The sequence below is a fragment of the Mesorhizobium sp. M1E.F.Ca.ET.045.02.1.1 genome (assembly GCF_003952485.1).
In the GTDB taxonomy this organism is placed as follows: Bacteria; Pseudomonadota; Alphaproteobacteria; order Rhizobiales; family Rhizobiaceae; genus Mesorhizobium.
The window spans coordinates 4406062-4431913 of sequence record NZ_CP034447.1 but is presented as its reverse complement, the minus strand read 5'-3'; the positions used below and the strand labels follow the sequence as shown (position 1 = coordinate 4431913).

The following is a 25852-nucleotide window of genomic DNA, read 5'->3' as shown; positions in this document are numbered from 1 at the left end:
AGGAGTGTCAGGCGCCGGTGATCAGCTTCCCGGCCTTGGATATCCACGACCCGGCATTTTCGCGCGGCTCAAGCCCGTTGCTCTGCAGGAGCTTGTAGGAATCCTTGTACCACTGGCTGTCCGGATAGTTGTTGCCGAGCACCGCCGCCGCCGTCTGCGCTTCCGACGTCAGCCCCATCGCGTAGTAGCTCTCGGTCAGGCGCGCCAGCGCCTCCTCGACGTGGCGCGTGTTGGAATAGGTCTCCACCACCGTGCGGAATCGCTTGACGGCGGCGATATATTCGCGGCGTTCGAGATAGTAGCGGCCGATCTGCATCTCCTTGCCGGCGAGCTGGTCGGTGGCGAAGCGGATCTTGTCCTTGGCGTCGTCGACATATTCGGAGTTCGGCCAGCGCGTCACCAGGTCCTGCATGGTCTGCACCGTCTGGCGCGCTTCCTTCTGATCCTGGGTGACGTCCTTGATCTGCCGGTAGTAGCTCAAGCCGATGATGTACTGCGCGTAGGCGGCATCGTCGGTCGACGGATAGAGCGTGAGATAGCGCTTGGCGGAACCGATCGCCTCTTCATAATTGCCGGCGCGATAGTCGGCGAAGGCGCCCATCACCATCGATTTGCGGGCGAATTCCGAATAGGGATGCTGACGGTCGACGGCGTCGAACTTCTTGCTCGCCTCATCGAGACGGCCGGCATTCAGGTTGGCGAGGCCCTGATTGTAGAGAACGTCGGCGGGCTCGGTCTGGTCGACATAGGTCGCCAGGTTGACGTCCTTCTCGGACGACATGCAGGCCGACAGCACCAGCGACGGGGCAATCAACGAAAACGCCAGGAAAACAGCCCGATGCGGCGCCTTCGATTGACCAACTCGCGAAAACAACATGTTTGAATTCCGCCCTTTCGGCGTCGTTTCGGTCCGGGCCGCAGCCATAAACCATTATCCCCTTGCCCGGCAACGCTATGTCCGGCCAATCGCACATTTTTGTGGCGGTTTGGCGCCTTGCCCAAAGCAGTATAATTTCATGGCCTTGTGATGCACCCGTGCAACACAAGGCCACCTACAAAGCCAGAAAATCGTTAAGAATCAGATCACCCAGGGCGCGTAGACCGGTCCGCTGACGGCGATCATTTCTGCCACGCGGCCGCGCTCGCGGCGTCGTGTCTCGACGATCTCGAAGGCCGTCCGGTCCGACAGCAGCCGGCGCAGCGCCGCCGCGTTCATTCGGTGACCGCCGCGATAGGAGCGGAAGCAGCCGATGAAGCGCGCGCCGGCAAGCGCCAGATCGCCCATGGCATCGAGCGTCTTGTGCCGGGCGAATTCGTTGGGGTAGCGCAGCCCCCCGACATTGATGACGCGGTTGTCGTCGCCGATGACCAGCGAATTTTCCAGCGAAGAGCCGAGCGCGTAGCCGGCGGCCCACAGCCGCTCGACATCCTTCATGAAACCGAAGGTGCGCGCCCGCGCGATGTCGCGGCGGAAGATGTCGGGGTTGATGTCGGAGGCAAAGAGCTGGCGACCGATCGCCGGGCTTTCGAAATCGATCTCGATCTCGAATCGCGTGCCGTCGTAAGGGCGGAATTCCGCCCATGATGCGCCGGCTTCGATGCGAACCGGCTTGACCACCCGGATATAGCGGCGCTTGACCGCCAGCGTCTCGATGCCCGCCTGGTCGAAGGCCTCGACAAAGGCCATGGCGCTGCCGTCGAGAATGGGAACTTCCGGACCGTCGATCTCGATGATGAGATTGTCGATGCCAAGTCCGAACACCGTCGCCATCAGGTGCTCGACGGTTCCGATATGCTCGCCGGCCGGATCGCCGAGCATGGTGCAAAGGTCGGTGGCGCCGACCTCGGAGACCAGCGCGCGGAACTCCCGGCCCTCGCCGCCATTCGACAGGTGGAACACGATGCCGGTGTCGGCGTCGGCGGGCAGGAAATGAACGGTGACGGGCTTGCCGCTGTGGACGCCCGTGCCGGTCAACGTCACGCGCGCTTTAACTGTCGTCTGATAGTCGTGCAAAGACAAACCCCATAAGCCCTAACTGCCTGCGTCCGCTTCATCAGCCTCTTGAGCATTTTCAGCCAGACGGATCGTCTTGCGTCCGCATGAATGCGGCAAATGAAACAAGGCATGCGGCTCTGATATGATCGGCAGGCAGGGCCAACTCCCCGAATCCCGGCAAACCGACTTTAGTCCGAGGCGAAGATAATGGCCCGTCCGAGAGACTCCAAATCACGGTTTCTTACCCTTTGTAACCGCGGCAGCGAGCGAAAAAACGCTCGTAACACTCTGTTTTACAACCACCTTTAACGCCAACAGGCAGACGATTTCTCGTCTGCCTGTTAACAACCGTTATATATCGTCAGCGATCAGCGGCCCGCTGTATCGATCAGTTGGCCTGGCGGCGCAGAAACGCCGGAATCTCCAACTGGTCGTCTTCCTGCACCGTGCGGCTCTGCGGCGTGAGGCGTCCCTGGTCGTCGAGTTGGCCGCGGCGCGGCGCGTAGAGCTGCGGGTCCTGGCTGGCGAGGCGGCGCATTTCCGGTGCCGCCTGGCGCAGTTTCGGCTCGCGCGGCTGCGCCGGCTGGAGCCGGGCCGGCTCTTCCTCGCGGCGGGTCAGGCCATTGGTCAGGCGCTTGATCAGCCCCATCGGCCCGCTGTTCTCGTGGTCGGCAGGGCGGCTCTTGGCTTCCACCTCGGCCTTCACCACCGGCGGAAAGTCCTCCACGCGCGGCATGCGCTGCGGCGCCGCCGCAACAGGCTGCGGCATCTCGCGCTGCGGCGCCGGCTGCACGACCTGCTGCTGCACCACCGGCTGCGGCTGCGCCGGCGGGGCCTGGAAGATCTTGCTCTGCGGCCGGAAGTCGTCGACCGGCGCCGGGCGCGGCTGCGCCATCGCGGCGGCATTCGCCTCGGCAAGTTGGATCGCCTCGGCGACCGGATCGACCGCGCGCGGCTCGTAGACCGTCTGCTGTTGAACCGGCGCGGGACGGCTTTCCTGAACAGGCGCCGCGGGACGAGCGACCGGCTTCTGCGGCGCGCGGATCGAGATCGGCGCGGCAGCAATTTCGGCCGCCGACTTGTCGATGCCGGTGGCGACCACCGAGACGCGGATCACGCCTTCCAGTTCCTCGTCGAAGGTGGCGCCCAGGATGATGTTGGCGTCCTGGTCGACCTCCTCGCGGATGCGGGTCGCGGCTTCGTCCACCTCGAACAGGGTGAGGTCGCGGCCGCCGGTGATCGAGATCAGCAGGCCCTTGGCGCCCTTCATCGAGGTTTCGTCGAGCAGCGGGTTGGCGATCGCGGCTTCCGCGGCGGCCATCGCGCGGCCCTCGCCCGAAGCCTCCCCCGTGCCCATCATCGCCTTGCCCATCTCGCGCATCACCGAACGGACGTCGGCGAAGTCGAGGTTGATCAGGCCTTCCTTGACCATCAGGTCGGTGATGCAGGCAACGCCGGAGTAGAGCACCTGGTCGGCCATCGCAAAGGCATCGGCGAAGGTGGTCTTGTCATTGGCCAGCCGGAACAGGTTCTGGTTGGGGATGACGATCAGCGTATCGACGCATTTCTGCAGTTCCTCGATGCCCATGTCGGCCGTCTTCATGCGGCGCTGGCCTTCGAAATGGAACGGCTTGGTGACGACGCCGACGGTGAGGATGCCCTTCTCCCGTGCCGCGCGGGCAACGACCGGAGCAGCGCCCGTACCCGTGCCGCCGCCCATGCCGGCGGTGACGAAGCACATATGCGTGTTGGAGAGATGGTCGATGATCTCGTCGATGCATTCTTCCGCCGCGGCGCGGCCGACTTCCGGCTGCGAGCCGGCGCCGAGCCCTTCGGTGACATGCGCGCCAAGCTGGATCAGCCGCTCGGCCTTCGACATCGTCAGCGCTTGCGCGTCGGTGTTGGCCACCACGAACTCGACGCCGCGCAGGCCGGCGGTGATCATGTTGTTGACGGCATTGCCGCCGCCGCCGCCGACACCGAACACGGTGATGCGTGGCTTGAGCTCGGTGATGTCCGGCTTTTGCAGATTGATGGTCATTGTCTCCGTCCTTTGCCTTTCCCGCCGCCTCGCCGCTGCGGCCGCCTATGGGGCTGTCCCCGTCAAATTAAAAACTGTCTCTCAACCACTGACTCATGCGATGCAGTTTTCCGCCCGTTCCGGTCATCCTGAAACCGGAAAGTCCTTTCGCCGAATGGCTCTCGAAGCTCGCCATCTGCGGGTAGATCATAAGCCCGACCGGGGTCGAGAACGCCGGCCCCTTGGCCGCTTCCGGCAGACCCGCCACGCCGAGCGGGCGGCCGATGCGCACATTGCGCCCGAGGATGCGGCGCGCTGCCTCCGGCAGGCCCGCCAACTGGCTGGCGCCGCCGGTGAGAACGACACGCTTGCCGACGGCGTTGCCGTAGCCCGACTTGTTCAACCGGTCGCGCAACAGCTCCAGCGTCTCGTCGATGCGGGCGCGGATGATGCGCGTCATCACCGAGCGCGGGATCTGCAGCGGCAATTCGCCTTCCTCGCCGATCGGCTGGATGGAAACCAGGTCGCGGTCGTCGGCGCTGCCGGGCAGCGCCGAGCCGTGCATCACCTTCAGCCGTTCAGCCGCGTCGAGCGAAGTCGACAGGCCCTTGGCCATGTCGAGCGTCACATGGTTGCCACCGATGGCGATGGCGTCGCCATGCACGAACTTGCCTTCCGAGAACACGGAGATCGTCGTGGTGCCGCCGCCCATGTCGATGCAGGCAGCGCCCATTTCGAGCTCGTCGTCGACCAGGGCCGCGAGGCCGCTGGCATAGGGCGTCGCCACCATGCGCTCGACCGAAAGATGCGAGCGGTTGATGCAGAGCTCCAGATTGCGCATTGGCGCGGCGTCGCCGGTCAGCACATGCATGTCGACGCCGAGCGCGTCGCCGACCATGCCGCGCGGATCGCGCATGCCGCGTTCGACGTCGAGCGAGAAGCCGACGGGAAGCGAGTGGACCACCTCGCGCTCGGCACGCAGCGCCTGCTTGGCGCCGGCAGCGAGCACGCGCTTGATATCGGCTTCCTCGACCTGGTGGCCGCCGAGATTGATGGTTGCCGAGAAGGCTTCGCTCTTCAGCCGGCCGGCCGTCATGTTGACGATGAGGGAATCGACGGTGAGCCCCGCCATGCGCTCCGCCGCGTCGACGGCGAGGCGGATGGCATGCTCGGCGCGGTCGAGATCGACCACGACGCCAGACTTCACGCCTTGCGATTTCTGATGGCCGATGCCGATCACCTGGATGCGGTGCGAGCGTCCGCGCAGAAGCTTGCCGTCCTCGCGCGGCTTCAACTTCGCCACCACGCAGCAAACCTTGCTCGAGCCCACATCGAGCACCGTAAGCGTGCCCGACCGCCGCGAAGAAGCATCACCGCTGCCGCCAAGCCAGCTCATATCTTCGTCTCCGACTTGCGCTTGGTCTGGCTCTTCGGCTTTTCGCTGAGCGCGGCCTCGCGCTGCGTCGCCGCCTCTGGCGAGAGCTCCACCACCAGCCGATCGGACAGCCGCATGTCGACCGCGGCGATGTCGCGCGTCAAAAGTCCAGTGTCGTGGTCGAGCTTGACGAGTTCGGCGATCGCACGATCCTCGTCGTCTTCCGGCAGCTTGACCGTGATGCCGTTCTCGAGTTTCAGATCCCAGCGCCGCTCGCCGACACGGATATAGCCTTTGACGCGCGCGGCGAGCTCCGGATAGCGCTTGATTTTCTCCAGGAAGTCCGGCGCCTTGGCCGGCGCGCCCGTGCCGATGATCAGCGGCAGCAAGGCCTGCTTGCCGCCCGAGAACGGCGCGATCACCTCGCCCGAGCGCTCGATCACCGAAAGCGAATCGCCCTGCTGCCAGAGCGCGAAGGGCTCACGTTCCTCGACGCGCACTTCCAGCGTATGCGGATAGATCTTGCGCACCGCCGCAACCTCGACCCAGGGCAATGTCGTGATGCGCTCGCGCGCGGCCTCGGCATCGAAACCGATCAGCGACGTCCAGCCGTCGAGGCCGAGCCGGTCGAGTATGTCGATTTCGGAAGTCTGGCGATTGCCGACGACCTTGATCTGGTCGACGGCAAAACCGGTGCGGGCCGTCACGCCCTGCACGACACTGTCGGCATAACCGCCGAGATAGGCACCATAGGCTCCCGCCGAGGCCAGCAAGGCAGCCGAGAGGATCGCGGCAGAAAAGCGCGGCGGCTCATACTCGCCGTCGCAGAGACGGGCAAGCAGGCGCACCGGCCGGCGAAGCTGGCGCGGCAACACGAAATGGTCGAACGACAGCAGCACACCGAACAGCGAGAGACCAGCCCCACCGCCTTTGCCCTGTCCCCACCTCAACGCAGACACGAAGCGTCCTCCACCATCCAACTCAACAAATCGCCGAACGAGTGCCCCGCTTGCGCGGCGATTTCAGGCACCAGAGACGTCGGCGTCATGCCCGGCTGGGTGTTGATCTCAAGCCAGACAACCTCGCCGTTTTCGGAGTGACGGTCGTCGTAACGGAAGTCCGACCGGGAAACGCCCCGGCAACCGATAGCAAGATGAGCCTTGAGGGCCAGTGTCTGTATTTTTTGGTAAATATTCGGTGAAATTTTAGCAGGGATTTCGTGTTTTGATCCGCCCGGGACGTACTTTGAGTCATAGTCGTAGAAGGAATGGCCGGTCGGGATGATCTCGCAGACCCCGAGCGCCACATCGCCCATCACCGCGCAGGTCAGCTCGCGCCCATGGATGTAGCGCTCGACCATGACGATCTCGCCATACCGCCACTCGGACGAACCGATCACCTGCGGTGGGTGCGACTGCCCCTCATGCACGATGACGACACCGAAGCTCGAACCCTCATTGACCGGCTTCACCACGTAAGGCGGCTTCATCGGATGCTTGTTCTGGACGGCGAAGCGGTTGACCACCTTCGATTCCGCGACCGGAATGCCGGACGCCTTGGCGACCTTCTTCGCCTGCTCTTTGTTCATGGCCAGCGCCGAAGCGAGCACACCCGAATGAGTGTAGGGAATTGCGAGATATTCAAGAATTCCCTGGATGGTGCCGTCCTCGCCGAACGGGCCATGCAGCGCATTGAAGGCGACATCAGGCCTGAGCTCGGCAAGCACAGATCCGGCATCGCGCGAAACATCGACGCGGGTAACCTGATAGCCTTCATTCTCGAGCGCATCCGCACACGCCTTCCCCGAGGACAGAGACACGGGCCGCTCCGAGGAGAATCCACCCAGGAGAACAGCCACATGTTTCTTCTTCATCCCGTCATCCCCTCTCACGCCGGGCCTGCAACCGATATTTCCGCACGCAACTTTCGCGCACATTGAGTCCGAGTCTTCCGGCAGGTTGCCCCCCAGACGGAAAACGCGGGTAACGCGTCAAACGACTCAAATCAGGAAACGCTTTAGGGCAGAGAATCAGAGAGTTGATTCCCTGGCAAGTGCCTATGATTCCGAGAGATTCACTTTCCGCGAAAACGGGAGAAAAAAGCGTGTCGTTGAGTCTTTACGGCAACGCTTGACGACCGTTGCCTGTCACTGAAGTTCACGTACTACTTGAACTTGGCAGCGAGCTAAAGAAGCTGCCCCAGGAATTCCTGGACCTCGTGACCCGGCCGGAAATTGCCCAGCCGCTGGATCTCCCAGTGCAGCCTTATGCCTGAATTCTCGAGCACCCGCGCCCGCACCGTCTCGCCGAGATATTCGAGGTCGTAGCCGGTCGCGGTGCCGGTGTTGATCATGAAGTTGCAGTGCATCGGCGACATCTGCGCGCCGCCGATCATCAGCCCGCGGCAGCCGGCCTTGTCGATCTCCTTCCAGGCGGAAGTGCCTTCGGGATTCTTGAAGGTCGAACCGCCGGTCTTCTCGCGGATCGGCTGCACCGTCTCGCGATGGTTCTGCACGGCGTCCATCGCCGCCTTGATCGCCGCCTTGTCTTCCGGAACGCCCTCGAAGATGGCGGAGGTGAAGATCAATCCGCCAGGCGCCGACGAGTGACGATAGGTGTAGCCCATGTCGGCATTGCTCAGCGTATGGACATTGCCCGCGCGGTCGAGCGCCCGCACCTCGACCACGCGCTCCCGCGTCTCGACGCCGTTGGCGCCCGCATTCATCCTCAGCGCCCCGCCTATGGCGCCCGGGATGCCATGGTAGAAATGGAAGCCGCCGATGCCCGCTTCATACGCGACCGCCGCGACGCGCTTGTCCGGCGTTGCCGCGCCCGCCTTGATCGTGGTCGGCCCGGTGGCTTCGGCTTCGCCAAAGCCCTTGGCCGACAGCCTGACGACAAAACCCGGAATACCGCCGTCGCGCACCAAAAGGTTCGAGCCGACGCCGACGACGGTGATCGGGATTTCCTCAGGCACCGCGCGCAGGAAGGCAGCGAGATCCTCCTCGTCGGCCGGCTGGAACAGCGCCTCCGCCTGTCCGCCGGCGCGGAACCAGGTGATCTTGTCCATCTCGGCGTTGGGCGTGACGCGACCGCGCAGGCCGGCAAGCCGGCCACCGAGTTTGTCGATCAGGTCCTGGCCGCGCATCATGAGGGTGCCCCACCAAGTTCCTTGGGCAGCGCATAGGCCCATTGCGTGATGTTGCCGGCACCGAGGAAGATGACGAAGTCGCCGGGCTTGGCAAGCTCGCGAATGGCCGGCGCGATCACCGCTGGGCCTTCGATATAGCGCGCATCGCGATGACCGCCAGCGCGGATGCGCGATACCAGCGCCTCCGAGGAGACACCTTCGATCGGCTCCTCGCCGGCCGCATAGACCGGCGCCACCATCACCGTGTCGGCATCGTTGAAGCAGACGGAAAACTCATTGAACAGGTCATGCAGGCGGGTGAAGCGGTGCGGCTGCGCGATCGCGATGACGCGGCCCTTGGTGGCCCCGCGCGCCGCCTTGAGCACCGCGGCGATCTCGACGGGATGGTGGCCGTAATCGTCGAAGATGTCGACACCGTTCCATGAACCGGTATGGGTGAAGCGCCGCTTCACCCCGGCGAAGGAGGACAGGCCCTTCTTGATGGCTTCGGCCGACAGGCCAAGTTCATGCGCGACCGCGATCGCCGCCGTCGCATTGGAGACATTGTGCCGGCCCGGCATCGGCAGGCGCAGACCCTCGATCGTCGTCGAGCCGCGGCCCTTGCGGTCGCGGATCACCACGTCGAACTCGGACGTAGCCCCGTCCATGCGATGATTGGTGAAACGCACGTCGGCCTGCGCGTTCTCGCCATAGGTGATGACCCGACGGTCCTCGATGCGGCCGACAAGCGCCTGGACCTCCGGATGGTCGGTGCACATCACGCCGAAGCCGTAGAACGGCACGTTCTCGACGAACTGGCGGAATGCCTCGCGCACCTTGTCGAAGCTGCCGTAGTGGTCGAGGTGCTCGGGATCGATGTTGGTGACGACGGCAATATCGGCCGGCAGCTTGAGGAAAGTGCCGTCGCTCTCGTCCGCCTCGACCACCATCCACTCGCCGTCGCCCATGCGGGCATTGGTGCCATAGGCGTTGATGATGCCGCCATTGATGACGGTCGGGTCGAGCCCGCCGGCTTCGAGCAGCGTCGCCACCATCGAGGTGGTCGTCGTCTTGCCATGCGTGCCGCCGATGGCGACGGCCTGGCGGAAACGCATCAGTTCGGCGAGCATCTCGGCGCGACGGACAATGGGGAGCAACTTCTCCCGCGCGGCCTTCAGCTCGGGATTGGATTTCTTGATGGCCGTCGACACGACGACCACCTCGGCGTCGCCGAGGTTCTCGGCCTTATGGCCGACGAAGCACTCGATGCCCTTGTCGCGCAGCCGCTGCACATTGGCGCCGTCGGCCTGGTCGGATCCCTGCACCTTGTAGCCGAGATTGTGCAGCACCTCGGCGATGCCGCTCATGCCGATGCCGCCGATGCCGATGAAATGCACGAGGCCGATCGTCTGCGGCATCTTCATGCGCGCGTCCTCCTGTAGTCCGAAACCGTTTTGCCGGACGCAATAGCCTCTGTCAGATCGGCGAGCAACCGCGCCGCATCCGGTTTTCCGGACGAGCGGGCCGCCGCGGCCATCGCCGTCAGCCGGCCAGGGTCCTGCATCAGCCCGCCGACCAGCGCCGCGATCCGCTCGGTCGAGAGCGTCGATTGCGGATGAAGCTCAGCCCCGCCGGCGGCGGCGAGCGCCGCGGCATTCGCCGCCTGATCGTGGTCAAGCGCGTGCGGATAAGGCACCAGCAGCGCTGGGCGGCCGACGACTGCGATCTCCGAGACTGTCGAGGCGCCGGAACGCGACATCACCAGATGCGCCGCCGCCATGCGCGCCGCCATGTCGGTGAAGAAGGGCGAAACCTGCGCGTCGACGCCAAGATTGGCATAGGCGGCTTTCACCCGGGCCACGTCTTCCGCGCGCGCCTGCTGCGTGATCGCCAGCCGCTTGCGCTGCGCTTCCGGCAGAAGCGCGATCGCCGCCGGCACGGCATCGGAAAAGAACTGCGCGCCCTGGCTGCCGCCGAACACCAGGAAGCGGAACGGCTCGCCATCGCTGGACGCAGCATATGGCGTCTTTGCCGCCTCGAGTATCTGCGGCCTGACCGGGTTGCCGGTGGTCACCGTCTTGGCGCCGGCAGCGCTTGCGCCTTCGGGCAGGAAGCCGCCGGCAATGGCATCGACGCGGCTCGACAGGGCCTTGTTCGCCCGGCCCATGACGGCGTTCTGTTCATGGATCAGCGTCGGCACTCTGCGCCGGGTCGCCGCGTAGAGCGGTGGCAGCGTCGGATAGCCGCCGAAGCCGACGACGGCCTCCGGCTTGATCCTGGCGATCACCCGCCCCGCTTGTCGCACGCCCTGCCAGATCGTCCAGAAGGCCGAGAGCATGGCAATCGGATTCTTCGAGCCCAGCGTCGCCGACGGGATCGAGTGGATGTCGACGGCCGGAAACTGGCTCGAATAGCGCTCCGCGCGGTGGTCGGTGGCGAGATGCACCTTCCAGCCGCGCTCGATCAGCTCATGCGCAAGCGCTTCGGCCGGGAACAGGTGTCCGCCCGTTCCGCCAGCCGCCAGCAGGATGACACCCTTCGACATCTCGCCTCATTCCGCCGCGATAGTGCGTTGCGGGAAGGAAAAGCCCATCTGCTTGCGCTTTTCCGGATGTCGACGCGTCAGCGCCAGCACCATGCCCATCGAGACGGCGATCGCGATCTGCGAGGAGCCGCCATAGGAGATGAAGGGCAGCGTCATGCCCTTGGCGGGCATCAGCTGCAGGTTCACGCACATGTTGATGGCCGACTGCAGGCCGAAAATGGTGACGAGCCCGCCGACGGCGTAGCGGGTGAAATCGTCCTGCTCCTTGAGCGCGGTGCTCAGCCCGCGCAACACGATGAAGGCGAAGATCGACATGATGAAGAAGCACATGATCAGTCCGAACTCCTCGCCTGCGACCGAGAAGACGAAGTCGGCGTGGCTGTCCGGGATAACGCGCTTCACCGTCCCCTCGCCCGGGCCGACGCCGAACCAGCCACCGTTGATCAGCGCTTCGCGGCCCATGTCGACCTGGAAGGTATCGCCTTCGCCGGTAAGGAACTTGTCGATGCGGGCGGCGACGTGCGGAAAGACCGTGTAGGCCGCGAACACGCCGCCGACGCCGGCAGCGCCCAAGACTATGATCCAGAACCACGGCAAGCCGGCCATGAAGAACATCACGCCCCAGGTGCCCAGCACCAGCATGGTCTGGCCGAGGTCAGGCTGCGCCACCAGAAGCGAGATCACCAGGGCGAGCAGCAGCATGGCGAACAAATTGCCCGGGATATCCGGCTGGCGCCTATGCTCGGCGAAAAGCCAGGCGCAGATGATGACGAAGGCCGGCTTCAAGAACTCGGACGGCTGGATGGAGAGGCCCGCGAGCGAGACCCAGCGCCGCGCGCCCTTGACCTCGACTCCGATGTAGAGCACCGCCACCATCAGCACCAGCATGATGCCCAGCATCACCAGCGACATGCGCCTTATTTGCCGCGCCTCCAGGAAGGAAACGGCCAGCATCACGCCGAGCGCCGGAATGGTGAAGATGATCTGCCTTGTGGCGAAGTGGAAGCTGTCGAGGCCGATACGCTCGGCGACCGCCGGGCTTGCCGCGAAGGACAGGACGATACCCAGCCCCATCAGCGACAGGAATGCCGCCAGGAACCAGCGATCGATCGTCCACCACCAGGTTGCGACTGGACTTTTGTCGAGACGGCTTTGCATCAACGTGGCCCTCCGATGGGTTTCACTCCATCAATAGCAGTCGCAGCTTGCCTGAAGGCTTCGCCGCGAACCTCGAAATTCTTGAACTGGTCGAAACTGGCGCAGGCCGGCGAAAGCAGCACCACTGCCTCGCCACCGGTGTCGCTGGCCGCGTCATGGGCGGCATGTTCGACTGCAGCCGCCAGCGTTCCGGATATTTCGTAAGGCACCGCCTCGCCCAGCGTGGCGGAAAAGGCGGGCGCCGCCTCGCCGATCAGATAGGCCTTGGCGATGCGCGGGAAGAAGCCGCGCAACGGCTCGATGCCGCCTTCCTTGGGCAGGCCGCCGGCGATCCAGTAGATGCGGTTGAAGCTCGACAGCGCCGGTGCCGCCGCATCGGCATTGGTTGCCTTGGAATCGTTGATGAACAGGACATGGTCCTTGCGGCCTACCTGTTCCATGCGGTGCGCCAGTCCGGGAAAGCTCTCCAGCCCCGCCTGGATCTCGCCGAGCTCCAGCCCGACCCTGAGGCAGGCCGCCACGGCGGCAAGCGCGTTCTGTGCATTGTGCTGGCCGCGTAGCGAGCCGATGCCCTCGAGGAAGGCGACACGGCTGTAGCGGCCGTTCATGGCCTCCATCAGATCGGTGCCGTCGGCGAAATAGCCGTCGGTCAGCGGCAGGCGCTTGGAGATGCGGATCACTTGCTTTCCGGCTCGCTCCAGCCGGTCGGCGATCTGGGCGCACCAGGAATCGTCAACGCCGATGATGGCGGTGTCGCTGCCGGCGACCAGCCTTTCCTTGATCGAGGCGTAATGCGCCATCGTGCCGTGACGGTCGAGATGGTCGGGCGTCAGGTTGAGCAGGATGCCGGCGGTCGGATTGATCGAGGGCGCGAGATCGATCTGGTAGGAGGAACACTCCACCACATAGTGCCGCTCGGGTTCCGGCGGATCGAGCGTCATGACGGCGCGGCCGATATTGCCGCCCATTTGGGTATCACGTCCGGCTGATTTCAGTATGTGCGCCGTCAGCGCCGTCGTCGTGGACTTGCCGTTGGTGCCGGTGATCGCGATGAAGGGAGCGCTCGGCGCGCGCTGATTGCGCTCGCGGCAGAACAGCTCGATGTCGCCGATCACCTCGACGCCGGCGCCGCGCGCCAGCTCCACCGCCCAATGCGGCTTCGGGTGCGTGAGCGGCACGCCGGGCGACAGAACGAAGGCGGCGAAGCGCGACCAATCGGCGGCGCGCAGGTCGCCGGTGGCAATCCCGGCGGCGGCGGCCTTGGCGACGCTGTCCGGATTGTCGTCCCAGGCGAGGATCTCGGCGCCGCCGGCGATCAGCGCATGCGCGGTGGCAATCCCCGAACCGCCCAGCCCGAAGAGCGAAACGCGTTTGCCAGAGAAGGATGCGGCGGGGATCAAGCGGTATCCTATCTGAGCTTGAGGGTGGAGAGGCCGACCAGCGCCAGGATGACGGCGATGATCCAGAAGCGGATCACCACCTGGCTTTCGGTCCAGCCGAGCTTTTCGAAATGATGATGGATCGGCGCCATCAGGAAGACGCGCTTGCCGGTCATCTTGAAGTAGCCGACCTGGATGATGACAGAGAGGATCTCCACCACGAACAGGCCCCCGACGATGACCAGCACGATCTCGTGCTTGGTGGCGACCGCGATGGTGCCGATCAGGCCGCCCATGGCCAGCGATCCGGTGTCGCCCATGAAGATCGCGGCGGGCGGCGCGTTGAACCACAGGAAGCCGAGGCCGGCGCCGATCACCGCGCCGAGCACGACGGCGAGTTCGCCGGTGCCGGGAACGAAGTGGATCTGCAGATATTCGGCGAAGACCGCATTACCGGAAAGATAGGCGATGACGCCGAAGGACGCCGCCGCGATCATGATCGGCACGATCGCCAGGCCGTCGAGCCCGTCGGTCAGGTTCACAGCATTGCCGGCACCGACGATGACGAAGCAGGAGAACGGCACGAAGAACCAGCCGAGATTGATCAGGAATTCCTTGGCGAACGGAAAGGTCAGCGAGGACGAGAACGGCGCCTGGCCATTGTGCATGATCACCCAGGCGGCGATGCCGGCGACGACGAATTCGATCGCTAGCCGCGCCTTGCCGGAGAAGCCCAGATGCGACTGCTTGGTAACCTTGAGATAGTCGTCGTAGAAACCGATCGAGCCGAAGCCGACGGTGACCAAGAGCACCACCCAGACATAGATGCTGGAGAGGTTCGCCCACAAAAGCGAGGAGCCGATGATGCCGGACAGGATCATCAGCCCGCCCATGGTCGGCGTTCCGGCCTTCTTGAAATGTGTCTGCGGCCCATCGGCGCGGATCGGCTGACCCTTGCCTTGCCGCAACCGCAGCGAATTGATGATCGTCGGCCCGAAGATGAAGACGATCAGCGCCGAGGTGATCAGCGCGCCGCCGGTGCGAAAAGTGATGTAGCGGAAGACATTGAAGGCCGAGATCTTGTCCGCGAAATCAACGAGTAAAGTGAGCATGCGCTTCCGTCCCCCGGAGCCCGACCTCAGGTCGGTTCAATGGTTGTGGCTTCCGCCGGAAATTTGCCGAGCAATGCCTCGACCAGCTTTGAAAACCCGATGCCTTTCGACGATTTGACCATCACCACGTCGCCCGGCCTGATTGCCGACATCACGACCGGCTTCAGTTCTTCTGCGCCTGCCCGGTATTCGGTTTCCACATCGGAGGGCAAAACGTCGGCCAGCGCCCGCATCTCCGGACCGCCGAGAAAGACGTTGCGCGTCCCGGTACCGACGATGAGCTCGGCGAGCGCCGCATGGAGTTTCGCGGAGTGGCCGCCGAGTTCCAGCATGTCGCCAAGCACGGCGATGCGTCTGCCCTCGCCCGAGACAGGCGTGGCGTTGAGCAGCGCCATGGCTGCCGCCATCGACGCCGGGTTGGCATTGTAGCTCTCGTCGATCAGCGTGATCGGGCCGTTCGGATGACGCAATATGTGGCGCCTGCCCCGCCCGCGCTCGGCTGAGAGATCGGCGAGCGCCGCCGCCACCTTGTCGAGATCGGCGCCAACGAGTTGCGCAGCACCGAGCACCGCAAGCACATTCTGCACGATGTGCCGGCCAGGCGCCCCGACGCGGGCGGTTACGTCCTTTTTGCCGATCTTGACGACGATGTCGGAATGGTCGGCATGAAGCTCGCAGCCCGCAAGGCGGAAGGCCGAGCGGACGTTTTCGCCGAAGCCGAAGACATGCTCGACACCGGCCTCTTTCGCCATTTTCCCGAGCAGCTTCCAGCGCGGGTCGTCGCGGTTGAGCAGCGCGCCACCGCCGGGCTCCACCCCCTCGAAAATCTCGGCCTTGGCCATGGCGATCTCGTCGAGATTCTTGAAGAAGCCGAGATGGGCGGCGGCAATCAGCGTCACGATCGCGACATGCGGCCTCACCATCTTGACCAGCGGCCTGATCTCGCCGGGATGATTCATGCCGATCTCGAAGACCGCGTAATCGCAAGCTTCCGGCATGCGCGCCAAGGTCAGCGGCACGCCCCAGTGGTTGTTGAACGACTGCGCCGAGGCATGCACCTTGCCGACTGCCGACAGCACATGCCGCAGCGCCTCCTTGGTGGTCGTCTTGCCGGCCGAGCCGGTCACCGCGATGATCTTCGCCCTTGAGCGGGCGCGCGCGGCGACGCCGAGCTTTTCCAATGCCGCGAGCACATCCTGCACCACGATCATCGGCGCCGTCAGACGGCCGAGCGACGGCAGCTTGCCCTCGGCGACGACCAGCACGGCAGCACCCGCCTTCACCGCCGCGGTCGCGAAATCGTGGCCGTCCATCGTCTCGCCCTTGATGGCGAAGAAAGCATCGCCGGGCTCAAGGCTGCGGCTGTCGATGGAGATGCCGGTGATGCCTTCCGGCAGCGTGCCGATCGGCCTGCCACCCATGGCTTCGACGAGAGCCTCCGACGTCCAGAGCAGGTTCATGCAGCGCGCTCCTGCAGCGCCTCGCGCACTTCCTCATGGTCGGAGAAGTGGAAGGTTTCGGTGCCGATGGTCTGGCCTTCCTCATGTCCTTTGCCTGCGACGATCAGCGTATCGCCGGCGTGAAGCATGGCAACCGCCTCATGGATCGCCTTGCGCCGGTCGCCGATTTCGATGGCGCCGGGCGCCGCGGCAAGGATGGCCGCCCGGATGGTTTCGGGAATTTCCGTGCGCGGATTGTCGTCAGTGACGATGACGACATCGGCGAGCCTGGTCGCGATCTCGCCCATGATCGGCCGTTTGCCGCGATCGCGATCGCCGCCGCAGCCGAAAACTACGACCACGCGGCCCGTGGTGAAAGGGCGAACCGAGGTCAGCACGTTTTCCAGCGCATCCGGCTTGTGCGCGTAGTCGACATAGACAGGAGCCCCGGCCGCCGTCGTGCCGACGAGGTCGAGCCGCCCCGGCGCGCCTTTCAGTTTCTCCAATGCCGCCAAAGCCTTACCGACGGATGTTCCAGTCGAGATGGCGAGGCCGGCTGAAACCAGCGCGTTGGCGATCTGGAAATCGCCGGCGAGCGGCAGGTCGATTTCGTGGAGGACGCCGTCGACTTCAACCTCGGCGCGCTGACGGCGCCGTTCATGCTCGACGCGCTTCAGCGTGAGGAAATCGCCATGGCGGCCGACGGTGAGCACCTTCAGCCCCGCCACCCGCGCGGCTTTGATCGTCGGCTCCGACCACGGGTCGTCGGCAAAGATGACGGCCGGCGCGCCTCTCGGCAGCAGCGCGTCGAACAGGCGCAGCTTGGCGCGATGATAGTCCTCGACCGTCGGATGGTAGTCCATGTGGTCGCGACCGAGATTGGTGAAGCCGCCGGCGGCGAGCCTGACGCCATCGAGACGGCGCTGGTCGAGCCCGTGGCTCGAGGCCTCCATCGAAGCGTGGGTGACGCCGGCATCGGCCAGTTCCTTCAGCAGCTTGTGCAGCGCTACCGGATCCGGCGTGGTCAGCGAGCCATATTCGTTGCGGCCGGGCGCCACCACACCCGTCGTCCCGATCGAAGCGGCGGCAAATCCTGCCTGCTCCCAGATCTGTCGGGTGAAGGCGGCGACAGACGTCTTGCCGCTGGTTCCGGTGACGGCGACCATCGTTTCAGGCTGCTTGCCGAAGAAGCGCGCCGCGCTCAGCGCCAGCGCCAGCCGCGGATCGTCCACGCCAAGAACCGGGATCGACAGGCCGGAGATGGCATTTCCTTTGCCCGCCACGATTGCGGCTGCGCCTCGGCTGGTGGCGTCGGCGGCATAGGCCGAACCATCCGCCTTGCTGCCGGCGAGCGCGAAGAAGACAACACCCGGTCTTACCTGGCGGGAATCGGAGGAAATTCCGGTCACTTCCAGATCGGGGGAAGCTGTTCCCTCGACAGGCAGGATACCGGCTAGATCTTTCAGATGCATCGAGTTCCGTTCATCGCAACAAAATAGCGCGCAGTTACCGGCGCGCCCCAAGAATCACTGATAGGAAACCAGCGTTGCACCATTTTCATGGCTGAAATCTGGCTTCACGCCAAGCATGGAAGCCGCGCGTCTGATGATGTTGGCTGCCATGATGCCCGCATTCGAGGCAGCCGTGTTGCCCATCCCGGGCTTTTCCGGCTTCGGCTCGTCAGCGATCGTCAGCACGATATATTGCGGATCGTCCATCGGGAAGGCGGCGACGAAGGCGTTGAAATTCTTCTCCTTCGAGTAGCGGCCATTGACGACCTTCTCCGCTGTGCCGGTCTTGCCGCCGACGCGGTAGCCTGGAACCCTGGCGTTCTTGCCGGAGCCCTTCTCGGCGTTGAGTGCGTAGAGATAGCGCATCCCTTCCACGGTCTTTTCCTTGACCACCCTTTTGGCTACCTCCATGGCCTGCTCCGCCGTGCGCGGCAGGAAGGTAGGCTCGATCAGATAGCCGCTCATCAGCGCGGCGCAGCCGACGGCGGTCTGCAGCGGCGTCGTCGACACGCCATGGCCGAAGGCAATGGTGATCGAATTGACCTGCTTCCAGACCTTGGGCTCGGTCGGGCGCGCTACTTCAGGCAGCTCGGTCTGCATCTTTTCCAGCACACCGAGGCGGTGCAGAAATTCGCGGTGTCCCTCAATGCCGACCGCCTCGGCTTCCTTGGCCGAGCCGATGTTGGACGAATAGATGAACACTTCCGGCACTGAGAGCACACGGCCCTTGCTGTGGAAGTCGTGGATGGTCTGACGACCGATCCGGATCGGCCGCGACGCGTCGAAACGGCTCTCCAGCGTCACCTTGCCGGAATCCAGCGCCATGCCGGTGGTGAAACTCTTGAAGGTCGAGCCCATTTCGTAGAGGCCGGCCGACATGCGGTTCAGCCGGTCCTTGTCCTGGGCGTTGTAAGGGTTGTTGGGGTCGAAATCCGGCGACGATGCCATGGCCAGCACTTCGCCGGTCTTGATGCTGAGCACAACGCCGCCCGCCGCGATCGCATGGAACCGCTCCATGCCGGTGGCGACCTCGTCGCGCACAACATGCTGGACGCGCAGGTCGATCGACAGCTTCACGGGCCTCAAATCCCTGGCCACCGCCAGGCCGGACGCCTGCAGGTCGGTGAGCCCCTGGTCGTCGATATACTTCTCCATGCCGGAGATGCCCTGATTGTCGATGTTGGTGAGGCCGACAATGTAGGAGGACGTCTCGCCGCTCGGATAGAAGCGGCGCTTCTCGGTACGGAAGCCGAGTCCCGGAATGCCGAGCGCCATGATGTCGGCCTGCTGTTTCGGCGTAAGCTGCCGCTGCAGCCAGACGAAACCGGCGCCGCTCTTGAGCTTGTGATAGGTCTGCTCATAGTCGATTTCGGGAAGCACGGTCGACAGCCTCTCGATCGCCTCGTCGGCGTCGACGATGCGACGCGGCTCGGCAAACAGCGACGCCGTCTTGATGTCGGTCGCCAGCACCTCGCCGTTGCGGTCGACGATATCCGGCCGCGAAGCCGTGACCCGGCTTTGCGGGCCGCCCGACATGTCCGGGTTCTGCAGGCCGAGATAGACCAGGCGGCCGGCAATGGTCGTATAGATGGTGAAGAACACCGCCATCGTCATGACGATGCGGGTCCTGGCTTTGCCGCCGGTCGCCTTGCGGGCGGCGTCGACGACGATCGAGCCGTCCTCGGCCACCTTCTTTCGACGCTTCAGCAGGTTGCCGATCCTTGGAAGCCTGCCGATCATTGCACGGTGCTCCCCGTCACCACCGGATCCTTGCCGCCATCGGGCCCTTTGCCGGAATTGTCGGCCATGCCGCCCAGCCGCTGCGAGGACAGGTCCTCGATGTTGACCGGCTTCATGGGCACGTCGTCGAGCCCGCCGATCTGGCGGGCGTTGAGCGGCTCGAGGCCGAGCTGCGATTTGTAGATTTCGGCAAGCTTCTGCAGCCGCGCCGGCTGCGTGAGCAAGCTCCAGTCGGCCTTCAGGAGATCGATCGTGTCTTCCTCGTAGCGGATCTGCGTCTGCAGCTTCTGCACCGCCGCAAGCTGTTCCTCGGCTTCGCGCTTGGTCTTGTAGGTCAACGCCGCCGCCGAGACCATGACGGCGATCAGGACTATGTCGCTGGTACGAAACACGTGCTCACCTCTCCCCCGGCCGCTCGACGGCGGGAAGCTTTGGAAGGCCGAAAATCGAAAAGTCGCCGGCGCGCGCCGGCACGTCGGTGCGGATTGCCGCGCGCAGCCTGGCCGAGCGCGCCCGCGGATTGACGGCGATCTCGGCCTCGCCCGGCGTAACCCCGCCGCCGGACTTGCGGAAGGTCGCCAGTCGCGCCGGTGCGTCTGGCATATGGCGCGATCTGCTGGCCGCCTCGGCGCGATCGGCGATGAAGCGCTTGACGATGCGGTCCTCCAGCGAGTGGAAGGTGACCACGGCGAGCCTGCCGCCGGGCTTGAGCACGCGCTCGGCGGCGAACAGCGCTCGAGCCAGTTCGCCAAGCTCGTCATTGACGAAGATGCGCAGCGCCTGGAAGACGCGGGTGGCCGGATGGATCTTGTCCTTCGGCGCGCGGCCGATATGGGTGGCGATAGCGTCGGCCAGATCGAGCGTGCGCTCGAAGAGCCGTTTCTCGCGCCGGGCCTCGATCATACGGGCGATACGGCCGGCATGACGTTCCTCGCCGAGGAAGCCGAAGATGCGGGCAAGGTCTCCCGCCTTGAAGGTGTTGACGACATCGGCCGCGCTCAGGCCGGCCTGCGCCATGCGCATGTCGAGCGGCCCGTCGGCGCGGAAGGAAAAGCCGCGCTCGGCCTGGTCGAGCTGCATGGAGGAAACGCCGATGTCGAGCACGACGCCGTCGGCGCTCTCGACATGTTCGTCCAACGTCGAGAACGGCGCCTGGACGAGCCTCAGCCTGCCGCCGGCCCGCTGCTCAAGGGCCCGGCCCGCCTCGATGGCATCCGGATCGCGGTCGATTGCCACGACCGAGGCGCCGCGCTCAAGAATGGCGCGGGTGTAGCCGCCGGCACCGAACGTCCCGTCGATAATCGTCTCGCCCGCCTTGGGTTCAAGCGCCTCCAGCACTTCGGCAAGGAGGACCGGAATGTGACGGACCAGTCCGCCAACGGCGTGAGGATCATCGCCGTGGCCAGCCATCATTCCGGTCGCTCCCCGGGCTTCGTCCCCTGCCGAAGCTGCAAAAGCCTGGCCCGCGCCTGCGCGCCATAGGCGGCAAGCCGGCCCGGTTCCCAGATCTGAAAGAAATTGCCGCGGCCGACAAACGCCACCTCGTTCGAGATACCCGTGTGGTCGCGAATGAAATCGGTCATCGTGATGCGGCCGTCCTGGTCGAGTTTCAGGAACGTCCCGTCGCCATGGCAGAAGAACGACATATCGTCCGCCGTCTGCAGGAAGAGATCCTCGAGCGCGATCCGCTGCTCGTAGCGATCGAGCAGATCGAGCCCGCCGACGTCCATCGCCGGAAGGTCCAGACAGCGTAGCGCATAGAGCTCCGCATAGCCACGTTTCTGCACGACCGCGCGGAAATGCGCCGGGACCGACACCCGTCCCTTGGCATCGATCCTGTTCACTGCGTTTGACAGAAATCGGTCCACTACACGTTACAGCCGCTGTCGCCGCCGCACCCCTTCCCATGTTTTTCTCCGCGCCACCGCCGCGCATCATCTCGCGACCTTCATTCGCCAAGGCGAAAACCGGCAAACGCGCAGCCGCCGCGACTGCCCGATTGGCGTACGCTTCACCCTGACGCGGAACGAAGGCTTGATGATGCAAATGGGATATCATGGGGCACTATGGGCGTCAACGGGAACGGGCATCACAAACGCGCGCCACAACTAGGGAAGGGCAAGCTGAAGGCACGTCTCGTCTTTATCCTCTATTAAGCCTAACGAAGCGTTTAGAGCGCGCTGGCCCAAAAGGACGCTTCTTGCTGCAGATGGCTGGCGCGCCTAGCGTCGAACCTCTGTTCAGCGAAGGAATGAGCCCATGTCCGAAACCGCGAAGTCACGCGCCGCGGCGCTCGCCCATCTGCGCAGCCGCGATTTCGCCAAGGGCGACCCGATCCCCCTGCCGCTGACCATGGCTTCGATCTTCCATTCGCCGGGCGACGCGACGGGCTTCGATCAATACGGCCGCTTCAGCAATCCGACCTGGCATGCCGTCGAGCATGTGCTTGGCCATCTTGAAGATGCGCAATGCGTCGCCTTTCCGTCGGGAATGGCGGCGATTTCGGCGACGTTCTTTGCGCTCGTCAAATCGGGCGACCGCATTCTCTTGCCCTCGGACGGCTACCATACGACACGCGCGCTGGCGGAGCGTTTCCTGAAACCGCTTGGGGTCGCCTATGACGTTAGGCCGACATCAAGCATTCTGGACGGCGGTTTCGCTGGCTACCGACTGGTCTTTGTCGAGACCCCGTCCAATCCGCGGCTCGACATCTGCGACATCGCCCCCGTCGCCCAGGCGGCCCGCGAGCAAGGCGCGATCCTTGTCGTCGACAACACGACGATGACGCCGTTCGGCCAGCGCCCGCTCGATCTCGGCGCCGACATCGTCGTCTCGGCCGACACCAAGGCGATCAATGGTCATTCGGATGTGCTCTTCGGCCATGTCGCCAGCCGCAATCCGGACATCGTCGCGAAAGTGAAGGATTGGCGCGAGACGGCCGGCGGCATTCCCGGCCCGTTCGAGGCCTGGCTCGTGCATCGCGGCCTCGAAACACTCGAGGTGCGCTTCGATCGCATGTGCTCGTCGGCCGAAACGATCGCCCGTCGTCTCAAGGCGCATCGCGCCGTAAGCGGCTTGCGCTTTCCGGGTCTGGAGGGAGATGCCTCGCACAATCTGGCTCGCGCCCAGATGGAGCGCTTCGGCTTCCTCATCTCGTTCGAACTCGCCTCGGAAGAGACTGCAGAGGCTTTCATCGACAATTGCGCGTTGATTGAATCGGCGACGTCATTCGGCGGCGTGCACAGCTCGGCCGAACGCCGCTCGAAGCGCGGCGACGCCGTGCCGCCCGGCTTCGTGCGGCTGTCGATCGGCTGCGAGCCGGTCGAGGAACTCTGGCAGGCGATCGAGGCGTCTTTGGATCATCTCGGCCCATAGCGCGCCGCCAAGACCATTGTAGGAAAATGCCAGCTGGCCTGTAAGCCGGGTTCTGTATGGCCCTCGCGCCTTTCGGCGCGAGAACGTGGCGGCCATTCATCTTGGGCGCATGTCGCCATGCGCCTCACGCAACCTACCCGGGCGGTGGGCCGGAAACAGCCCTCGAAGGTTTCCCCTCGCACCGCCCCTATTCGGTCTTGCTCCCGGTGGGGTTTGCCGTGCCGCTCCTGTTGCCAGTCGCGCGGTGGGCTCTTACCCCACCCTTTCACCCTTGCCGCGGCATTCGCCGCGGCGGTTTGCTTTCTGTGGCACTTTCCCTGGGGTTGCCCCCGCCGGCCATTAGCCGGCACCGTGTCTCCATGGAGCCCGGACTTTCCTCACCCGCAGCCTTTCGGCTTCGCGGGCGCGGCCGCCCGGCCAGCTGGCAAGCGCGTATAAAGGGATTCCCGCCTGAAAACGCAAACGAAAAAGCTAGTGCATGTCTCCCAAAGTGCGCAGCGGTTTTGGGACAACGACATGCATGAACAAACATGCATTGCCCAAATCCACTTCGAAATATGAGCTTTATGCCGGCGAGCCGAGCGCCGCCATCTGCACCTTGACCTTGCTGCAATAGGCGGCCGAAACCGGATTCATCCGCCTTGCACCGTGGCCGGCATTGTATTTCAGGATCGTGCCGCAGGTGGTGCCGCCGCCGAGGCCCTGCGCCATGGCAAGGTACTTCATGCCGTATTTGATGTTGGTATCGGGGTTGAACAGTCCCTTGGCCGAACCCGTATAGCCCATCATCCGCGCCGTCGCCGGCTTGATCTGCATCAGGCCGATCTCACCGGCGCTGCCGACCATGTTCGGCCGGTAATTGCTCTCGATCTTGATGACTGCATTGGCGAGCGAGACCGGGACGCCATAGCTTGCCGCATAGCGGGCGATGATCGCAGAATATTGGCCGCCGGCAGCCCCGCCGCCGATGGCCGAAGACGACGATACGGGCTTCTCCGGGTGAATGGACGCCGTCATCGTCATGTCGACGCTCCGCTTGCCGCGCTTCGCACCGCGTTTCGGCGCTGATCTTGCCGACTTCAATGCGGCGGCCTTTTGCACTTTCGTCTCATCGGTTTTCTTTGGCTTTGCGGCTTTGGGATCCGAGGCCGTCTTCGGCGTTGCGGGGGTTGCCGCGAACCCATTGTCGGCGGCCCGCAAGCTCAGCGGCGCGCTGTTCGCCGGGCCGAAGGCAAAAGTCATCACTCCGGCAGCAACGGCTGCCGCTACAACGGTCAATTTCTGCATGTAGTCCTGTTCTGTTTGAACCGCGCGAAGAACTTCGCTCGGCGTGGCTAACTCAATATCGGCACATCTTGGGAGGCTAGACGTCCGACAACTTGCGGGAGTTGCGTTTGGAGAGCGAATTGGCGCCAATGAAGGCGAGGCAATTCACTTTGTATGACAAAGTTGTAATTTAGGGAACCTGGCGAGACTATCTGAGCGAGGCTGCCTTCACGGAAGCCAGCAGCCTTTGCAACGTGCGGATCGTCGAGTCATCCGCAACGCCGTCGACCAACCGCCGCCGGAAATGCCGCTGAAACGCCGCCACCACGATTTCTGTTTGGCGATCGAAGATGCCCGATATCTCTACGCCATAACCATAGAGCGCCAGCATCGACTGCAATGCCTCGACCTCGGCGCCGGCATCGCCCGCCTTCAGTGCCGCGCCCAGCCTGATCGGGGCCGCGGGAACGAGATGGCCGACGCCGGCCGCAAAAAGCGCTTTCCAGGGAAACTTCTCGCCCGGATCGACCTTGCGCCCCGGCGCCACGTCGGAATGCGCAAGAACCCTCTGAGCTGGAATGGAGTGCCGGCCGATGATCCCAGCGCACAATCCGATCACCGCATCGATCTGCCGCTTCGGGAAAGCTCTATAGCCGAGCGAATGCCCGGGATTGACGATCTCGATGCCGACCGAGCACGAGTTGATGTCGGTGCGCCCGAACCATGAGCTCTTGCCGGCATGCCAGGCGCGGTCGCTCTCGCGCACCATCTGCACGATGCGGCCATCCTCATGGACGAGATAATGCGAGGACACCTCGCTTGCAGGATCGCACAGCCACGCCTCGGCGCCGGCGCCGGTCGCCATGCCGGTATAGTGCAACACGATCATGTCGAGCCTGAGCGTCTCGCGTCGCGGACCGAAATTCGGCGACACCCTGACCTCGGCACCCGGCTGGTCGGGCAAGAAACCGCTCATACGTGCCTGAGGCCCCGTTCGATCATCTCATAGGCCGCGTTGATCGCTGCGACCCTTGTCGTGGCGATCTTGATGAACTCCTGCGGCAGGCCGCGCGCGATAAGCCTATCAGGGTGATTGTCGGAGACCAGCTTGCGGTAGCGCTTCCTGACCTCCTCGAACGGCTTCCCTCGCTCGATGCCGAGAACGACATAGGGATCGGCGGCGCCGAGATTGACGTGCCGCGACAGGATCGCTTGGTAATGCGCCTCGTCGATCCGGAAAATCTCGGCAATGCGATGCAGGAATTGCCCTTCCCGCTCGTGGATCAGCCCGTCGGCCTTGGCGATATGGAACAGCCCGTCGAGTATGTCTTCCAGCATCATGCAATTCGCGTGGCCCGAACCGCAGAGTTGCGCCATGCGCTGGGCATAGATCTCGAACCCTGCGACATCGCGCTTGGCAAGATCGTAGAGGCGCGCCACGTTGCGCGTCTCGCTCGGCGGCACGTCGAAGATTTCCTGGAAGGCGCGCACTTCATCCTGAGTGACGATGCCGTCAGCCTTCGCCATCTTGGCCGAGAGCGCGATCATCGCCACCGAGAAGGCAACGCGCCGGCGCAGATCCGGGTCGCCGGAAAACACTGTACGCACGGCCTCGACGACATCGGCGACGCCCGAGGACGCCGACGACGAAACACGAGCGATGAAGTCGCCGAGGCGGTCCCAAATCGACATGCCGGCTACTTAGTGCGAACCGCCCACCGCTATCAAGCCGGGACGATGCCGCAGGCCCAACGGCCGTTGACCGCAGTCCCGGCAAAAAAAGGAAGGCCAGCGCAAGGCCGGCCTT

Annotated in this window: 22 protein-coding genes and 1 other RNA gene; 1 reads left to right on the top strand and 22 read right to left on the bottom strand. The window is 64.3% G+C overall.

Annotated elements, in window-relative coordinates:
- Positions 1-7: 7 nt before the first annotated feature.
- From EJ070_RS21275 to mraZ, 18 genes are all read right to left on the bottom strand, one after another.
- Positions 8-877, bottom strand: coding sequence for an outer membrane protein assembly factor BamD (locus EJ070_RS21275; protein WP_126093095.1), 870 nt, complete (start codon positions 875-877; stop codon positions 8-10).
- A gap of 201 nt (positions 878-1078) precedes the next feature.
- Positions 1079-2014: a UDP-3-O-acyl-N-acetylglucosamine deacetylase gene (lpxC, locus tag EJ070_RS21270; RefSeq protein ID WP_189349983.1), complete on the bottom strand. Its 936-nt coding sequence runs from the start codon at positions 2012-2014 to the stop codon at positions 1079-1081.
- A gap of 370 nt (positions 2015-2384) precedes the next feature.
- A complete protein-coding gene (gene ftsZ, locus EJ070_RS21265; RefSeq protein WP_126093093.1) occupies positions 2385-4037 on the bottom strand; it encodes a cell division protein FtsZ in 1653 nt (550 codons plus the stop codon).
- Between the two features lie 67 nt (positions 4038-4104).
- Complete coding sequence (gene ftsA, locus EJ070_RS21260) at positions 4105-5412, bottom strand: cell division protein FtsA (RefSeq protein WP_126093092.1); 1308 nt, start codon at positions 5410-5412, stop codon at positions 4105-4107.
- On the bottom strand, positions 5409-6350 hold the full coding sequence (locus EJ070_RS21255) for a cell division protein FtsQ/DivIB (protein WP_126093091.1): 942 nt from the start codon (positions 6348-6350) through the stop codon (positions 5409-5411). The genes ftsA and EJ070_RS21255 overlap by 4 nt, the downstream gene beginning before the upstream one ends.
- Positions 6338-7264 (bottom strand): D-alanine--D-alanine ligase, encoded by a 927-nt coding sequence (locus tag EJ070_RS21250; RefSeq protein WP_126093090.1) that lies wholly within the window; start codon positions 7262-7264, stop codon positions 6338-6340. The genes EJ070_RS21255 and EJ070_RS21250 overlap by 13 nt, the downstream gene beginning before the upstream one ends.
- Before the next feature lie 311 nt (positions 7265-7575).
- The gene (gene murB, locus EJ070_RS21245; RefSeq protein WP_126093089.1) at positions 7576-8541 is read right to left on the bottom strand and encodes a UDP-N-acetylmuramate dehydrogenase; all 966 of its coding nucleotides are present in this window, start codon (positions 8539-8541) and stop codon (positions 7576-7578) included.
- Positions 8538-9944, bottom strand: a complete 1407-nt coding sequence (murC, locus tag EJ070_RS21240) for a UDP-N-acetylmuramate--L-alanine ligase (protein WP_126093088.1) — start codon at positions 9942-9944, stop codon at positions 8538-8540. The genes murB and murC overlap by 4 nt, the downstream gene beginning before the upstream one ends.
- Positions 9941-11065, bottom strand: coding sequence for an undecaprenyldiphospho-muramoylpentapeptide beta-N-acetylglucosaminyltransferase (gene murG / locus EJ070_RS21235; RefSeq protein ID WP_126093087.1), 1125 nt, complete (start codon positions 11063-11065; stop codon positions 9941-9943). Before murG ends, murC begins: the two co-directional genes overlap by 4 nt.
- Before the next feature lie 6 nt (positions 11066-11071).
- Positions 11072-12223 carry a putative lipid II flippase FtsW gene (ftsW, locus tag EJ070_RS21230; RefSeq protein WP_126093086.1) on the bottom strand — a complete coding sequence of 384 codons (1152 nt, stop codon included), beginning with the start codon at positions 12221-12223 and terminating at the stop codon, positions 11072-11074.
- A complete protein-coding gene (murD, locus tag EJ070_RS21225; RefSeq protein ID WP_126093085.1) occupies positions 12223-13623 on the bottom strand; it encodes a UDP-N-acetylmuramoyl-L-alanine--D-glutamate ligase in 1401 nt (466 codons plus the stop codon). Before murD ends, ftsW begins: the two co-directional genes overlap by 1 nt.
- 8 nt (positions 13624-13631) lie before the next feature.
- Positions 13632-14714, bottom strand: coding sequence for a phospho-N-acetylmuramoyl-pentapeptide-transferase (gene mraY, locus EJ070_RS21220; protein WP_066990736.1), 1083 nt, complete (start codon positions 14712-14714; stop codon positions 13632-13634).
- Between the two features lie 26 nt (positions 14715-14740).
- Complete coding sequence (locus EJ070_RS21215; protein ID WP_126093084.1) at positions 14741-16174, bottom strand: UDP-N-acetylmuramoylalanyl-D-glutamyl-2,6-diaminopimelate--D-alanyl-D-alanine ligase; 1434 nt, start codon at positions 16172-16174, stop codon at positions 14741-14743.
- Entirely contained in the window at positions 16171-17625 is a 1455-nt protein-coding gene (locus EJ070_RS21210) for a UDP-N-acetylmuramoyl-L-alanyl-D-glutamate--2,6-diaminopimelate ligase (protein WP_126093083.1), read from the bottom strand. Before EJ070_RS21210 ends, EJ070_RS21215 begins: the two co-directional genes overlap by 4 nt.
- A gap of 54 nt (positions 17626-17679) precedes the next feature.
- Positions 17680-19404 carry a penicillin-binding protein 2 gene (locus EJ070_RS21205; RefSeq protein ID WP_126093082.1) on the bottom strand — a complete coding sequence of 575 codons (1725 nt, stop codon included), beginning with the start codon at positions 19402-19404 and terminating at the stop codon, positions 17680-17682.
- The gene (locus tag EJ070_RS21200) at positions 19401-19796 is read right to left on the bottom strand and encodes a hypothetical protein (RefSeq protein ID WP_126093081.1); all 396 of its coding nucleotides are present in this window, start codon (positions 19794-19796) and stop codon (positions 19401-19403) included. The genes EJ070_RS21205 and EJ070_RS21200 overlap by 4 nt, the downstream gene beginning before the upstream one ends.
- A gap of 4 nt (positions 19797-19800) precedes the next feature.
- A complete protein-coding gene (rsmH, locus tag EJ070_RS21195) occupies positions 19801-20817 on the bottom strand; it encodes a 16S rRNA (cytosine(1402)-N(4))-methyltransferase RsmH (protein ID WP_126093080.1) in 1017 nt (338 codons plus the stop codon).
- Positions 20814-21272, bottom strand: a complete 459-nt coding sequence (mraZ, locus tag EJ070_RS21190; RefSeq protein WP_126093079.1) for a division/cell wall cluster transcriptional repressor MraZ — start codon at positions 21270-21272, stop codon at positions 20814-20816. Before mraZ ends, rsmH begins: the two co-directional genes overlap by 4 nt.
- 391 nt (positions 21273-21663) lie before the next feature.
- On the opposite strand from mraZ, the gene EJ070_RS21185 reads away from it, so the two are divergent.
- A complete protein-coding gene (locus EJ070_RS21185; RefSeq protein ID WP_126093078.1) occupies positions 21664-22779 on the top strand; it encodes a cystathionine gamma-lyase in 1116 nt (371 codons plus the stop codon).
- Positions 22780-22804: 25 nt separating this feature from the next.
- Here EJ070_RS21185 and rnpB read toward each other — a convergent pair.
- The 4 genes from rnpB to EJ070_RS21165 form a co-directional block, all read right to left on the bottom strand.
- Positions 22805-23204, bottom strand: an RNA gene (rnpB, locus tag EJ070_RS21180) — RNase P RNA component class A.
- Positions 23205-23343: 139 nt separating this feature from the next.
- Positions 23344-24066, bottom strand: coding sequence for a transglycosylase SLT domain-containing protein (locus EJ070_RS21175; RefSeq protein ID WP_126093077.1), 723 nt, complete (start codon positions 24064-24066; stop codon positions 23344-23346).
- 187 nt (positions 24067-24253) lie between these two features.
- Positions 24254-25021 carry an N-acetylmuramoyl-L-alanine amidase gene (locus EJ070_RS21170; RefSeq protein ID WP_126093076.1) on the bottom strand — a complete coding sequence of 256 codons (768 nt, stop codon included), beginning with the start codon at positions 25019-25021 and terminating at the stop codon, positions 24254-24256.
- Positions 25018-25737: a DnaJ family molecular chaperone gene (locus tag EJ070_RS21165; RefSeq protein ID WP_126093075.1), complete on the bottom strand. Its 720-nt coding sequence runs from the start codon at positions 25735-25737 to the stop codon at positions 25018-25020. Before EJ070_RS21165 ends, EJ070_RS21170 begins: the two co-directional genes overlap by 4 nt.
- Positions 25738-25852 lie beyond the last annotated feature (115 nt).

Excerpts from the sequence above, each read along its gene's own strand:
- EJ070_RS21275 (WP_126093095.1), bottom strand. The coding sequence starts at position 877 with ATGTTGTTTTCGCGAGTTGGTCAATCGAAGGCGCCGCATCGGGCTGTT.
- ftsZ (WP_126093093.1), bottom strand. The coding sequence starts at position 4,037 with ATGACCATCAATCTGCAAAAGCCGGACATCACCGAGCTCAAGCCACGC.
- ftsA (WP_126093092.1), bottom strand. The coding sequence starts at position 5,412 with ATGAGCTGGCTTGGCGGCAGCGGTGATGCTTCTTCGCGGCGGTCGGGC.
- EJ070_RS21250 (WP_126093090.1), bottom strand. The coding sequence starts at position 7,264 with ATGAAGAAGAAACATGTGGCTGTTCTCCTGGGTGGATTCTCCTCGGAG.
- murB (WP_126093089.1), bottom strand. The coding sequence starts at position 8,541 with ATGATGCGCGGCCAGGACCTGATCGACAAACTCGGTGGCCGGCTTGCC.
- murC (WP_126093088.1), bottom strand. The coding sequence starts at position 9,944 with ATGAAGATGCCGCAGACGATCGGCCTCGTGCATTTCATCGGCATCGGC.
- murG (WP_126093087.1), bottom strand. The coding sequence starts at position 11,065 with ATGTCGAAGGGTGTCATCCTGCTGGCGGCTGGCGGAACGGGCGGACAC.
- ftsW (WP_126093086.1), bottom strand. The coding sequence starts at position 12,223 with ATGCAAAGCCGTCTCGACAAAAGTCCAGTCGCAACCTGGTGGTGGACG.
- mraY (WP_066990736.1), bottom strand. The coding sequence starts at position 14,714 with ATGCTCACTTTACTCGTTGATTTCGCGGACAAGATCTCGGCCTTCAAT.
- EJ070_RS21215 (WP_126093084.1), bottom strand. The coding sequence starts at position 16,174 with ATGAACCTGCTCTGGACGTCGGAGGCTCTCGTCGAAGCCATGGGTGGC.
- EJ070_RS21210 (WP_126093083.1), bottom strand. The coding sequence starts at position 17,625 with ATGCATCTGAAAGATCTAGCCGGTATCCTGCCTGTCGAGGGAACAGCT.
- EJ070_RS21205 (WP_126093082.1), bottom strand. The coding sequence starts at position 19,404 with ATGATCGGCAGGCTTCCAAGGATCGGCAACCTGCTGAAGCGTCGAAAG.
- rsmH (WP_126093080.1), bottom strand. The coding sequence starts at position 20,817 with ATGATGGCTGGCCACGGCGATGATCCTCACGCCGTTGGCGGACTGGTC.
- EJ070_RS21185 (WP_126093078.1), top strand. The coding sequence starts at position 21,664 with ATGTCCGAAACCGCGAAGTCACGCGCCGCGGCGCTCGCCCATCTGCGC.
- EJ070_RS21175 (WP_126093077.1), bottom strand. The coding sequence starts at position 24,066 with ATGCAGAAATTGACCGTTGTAGCGGCAGCCGTTGCTGCCGGAGTGATG.
- EJ070_RS21170 (WP_126093076.1), bottom strand. The coding sequence starts at position 25,021 with ATGAGCGGTTTCTTGCCCGACCAGCCGGGTGCCGAGGTCAGGGTGTCG.
- EJ070_RS21165 (WP_126093075.1), bottom strand. The coding sequence starts at position 25,737 with ATGTCGATTTGGGACCGCCTCGGCGACTTCATCGCTCGTGTTTCGTCG.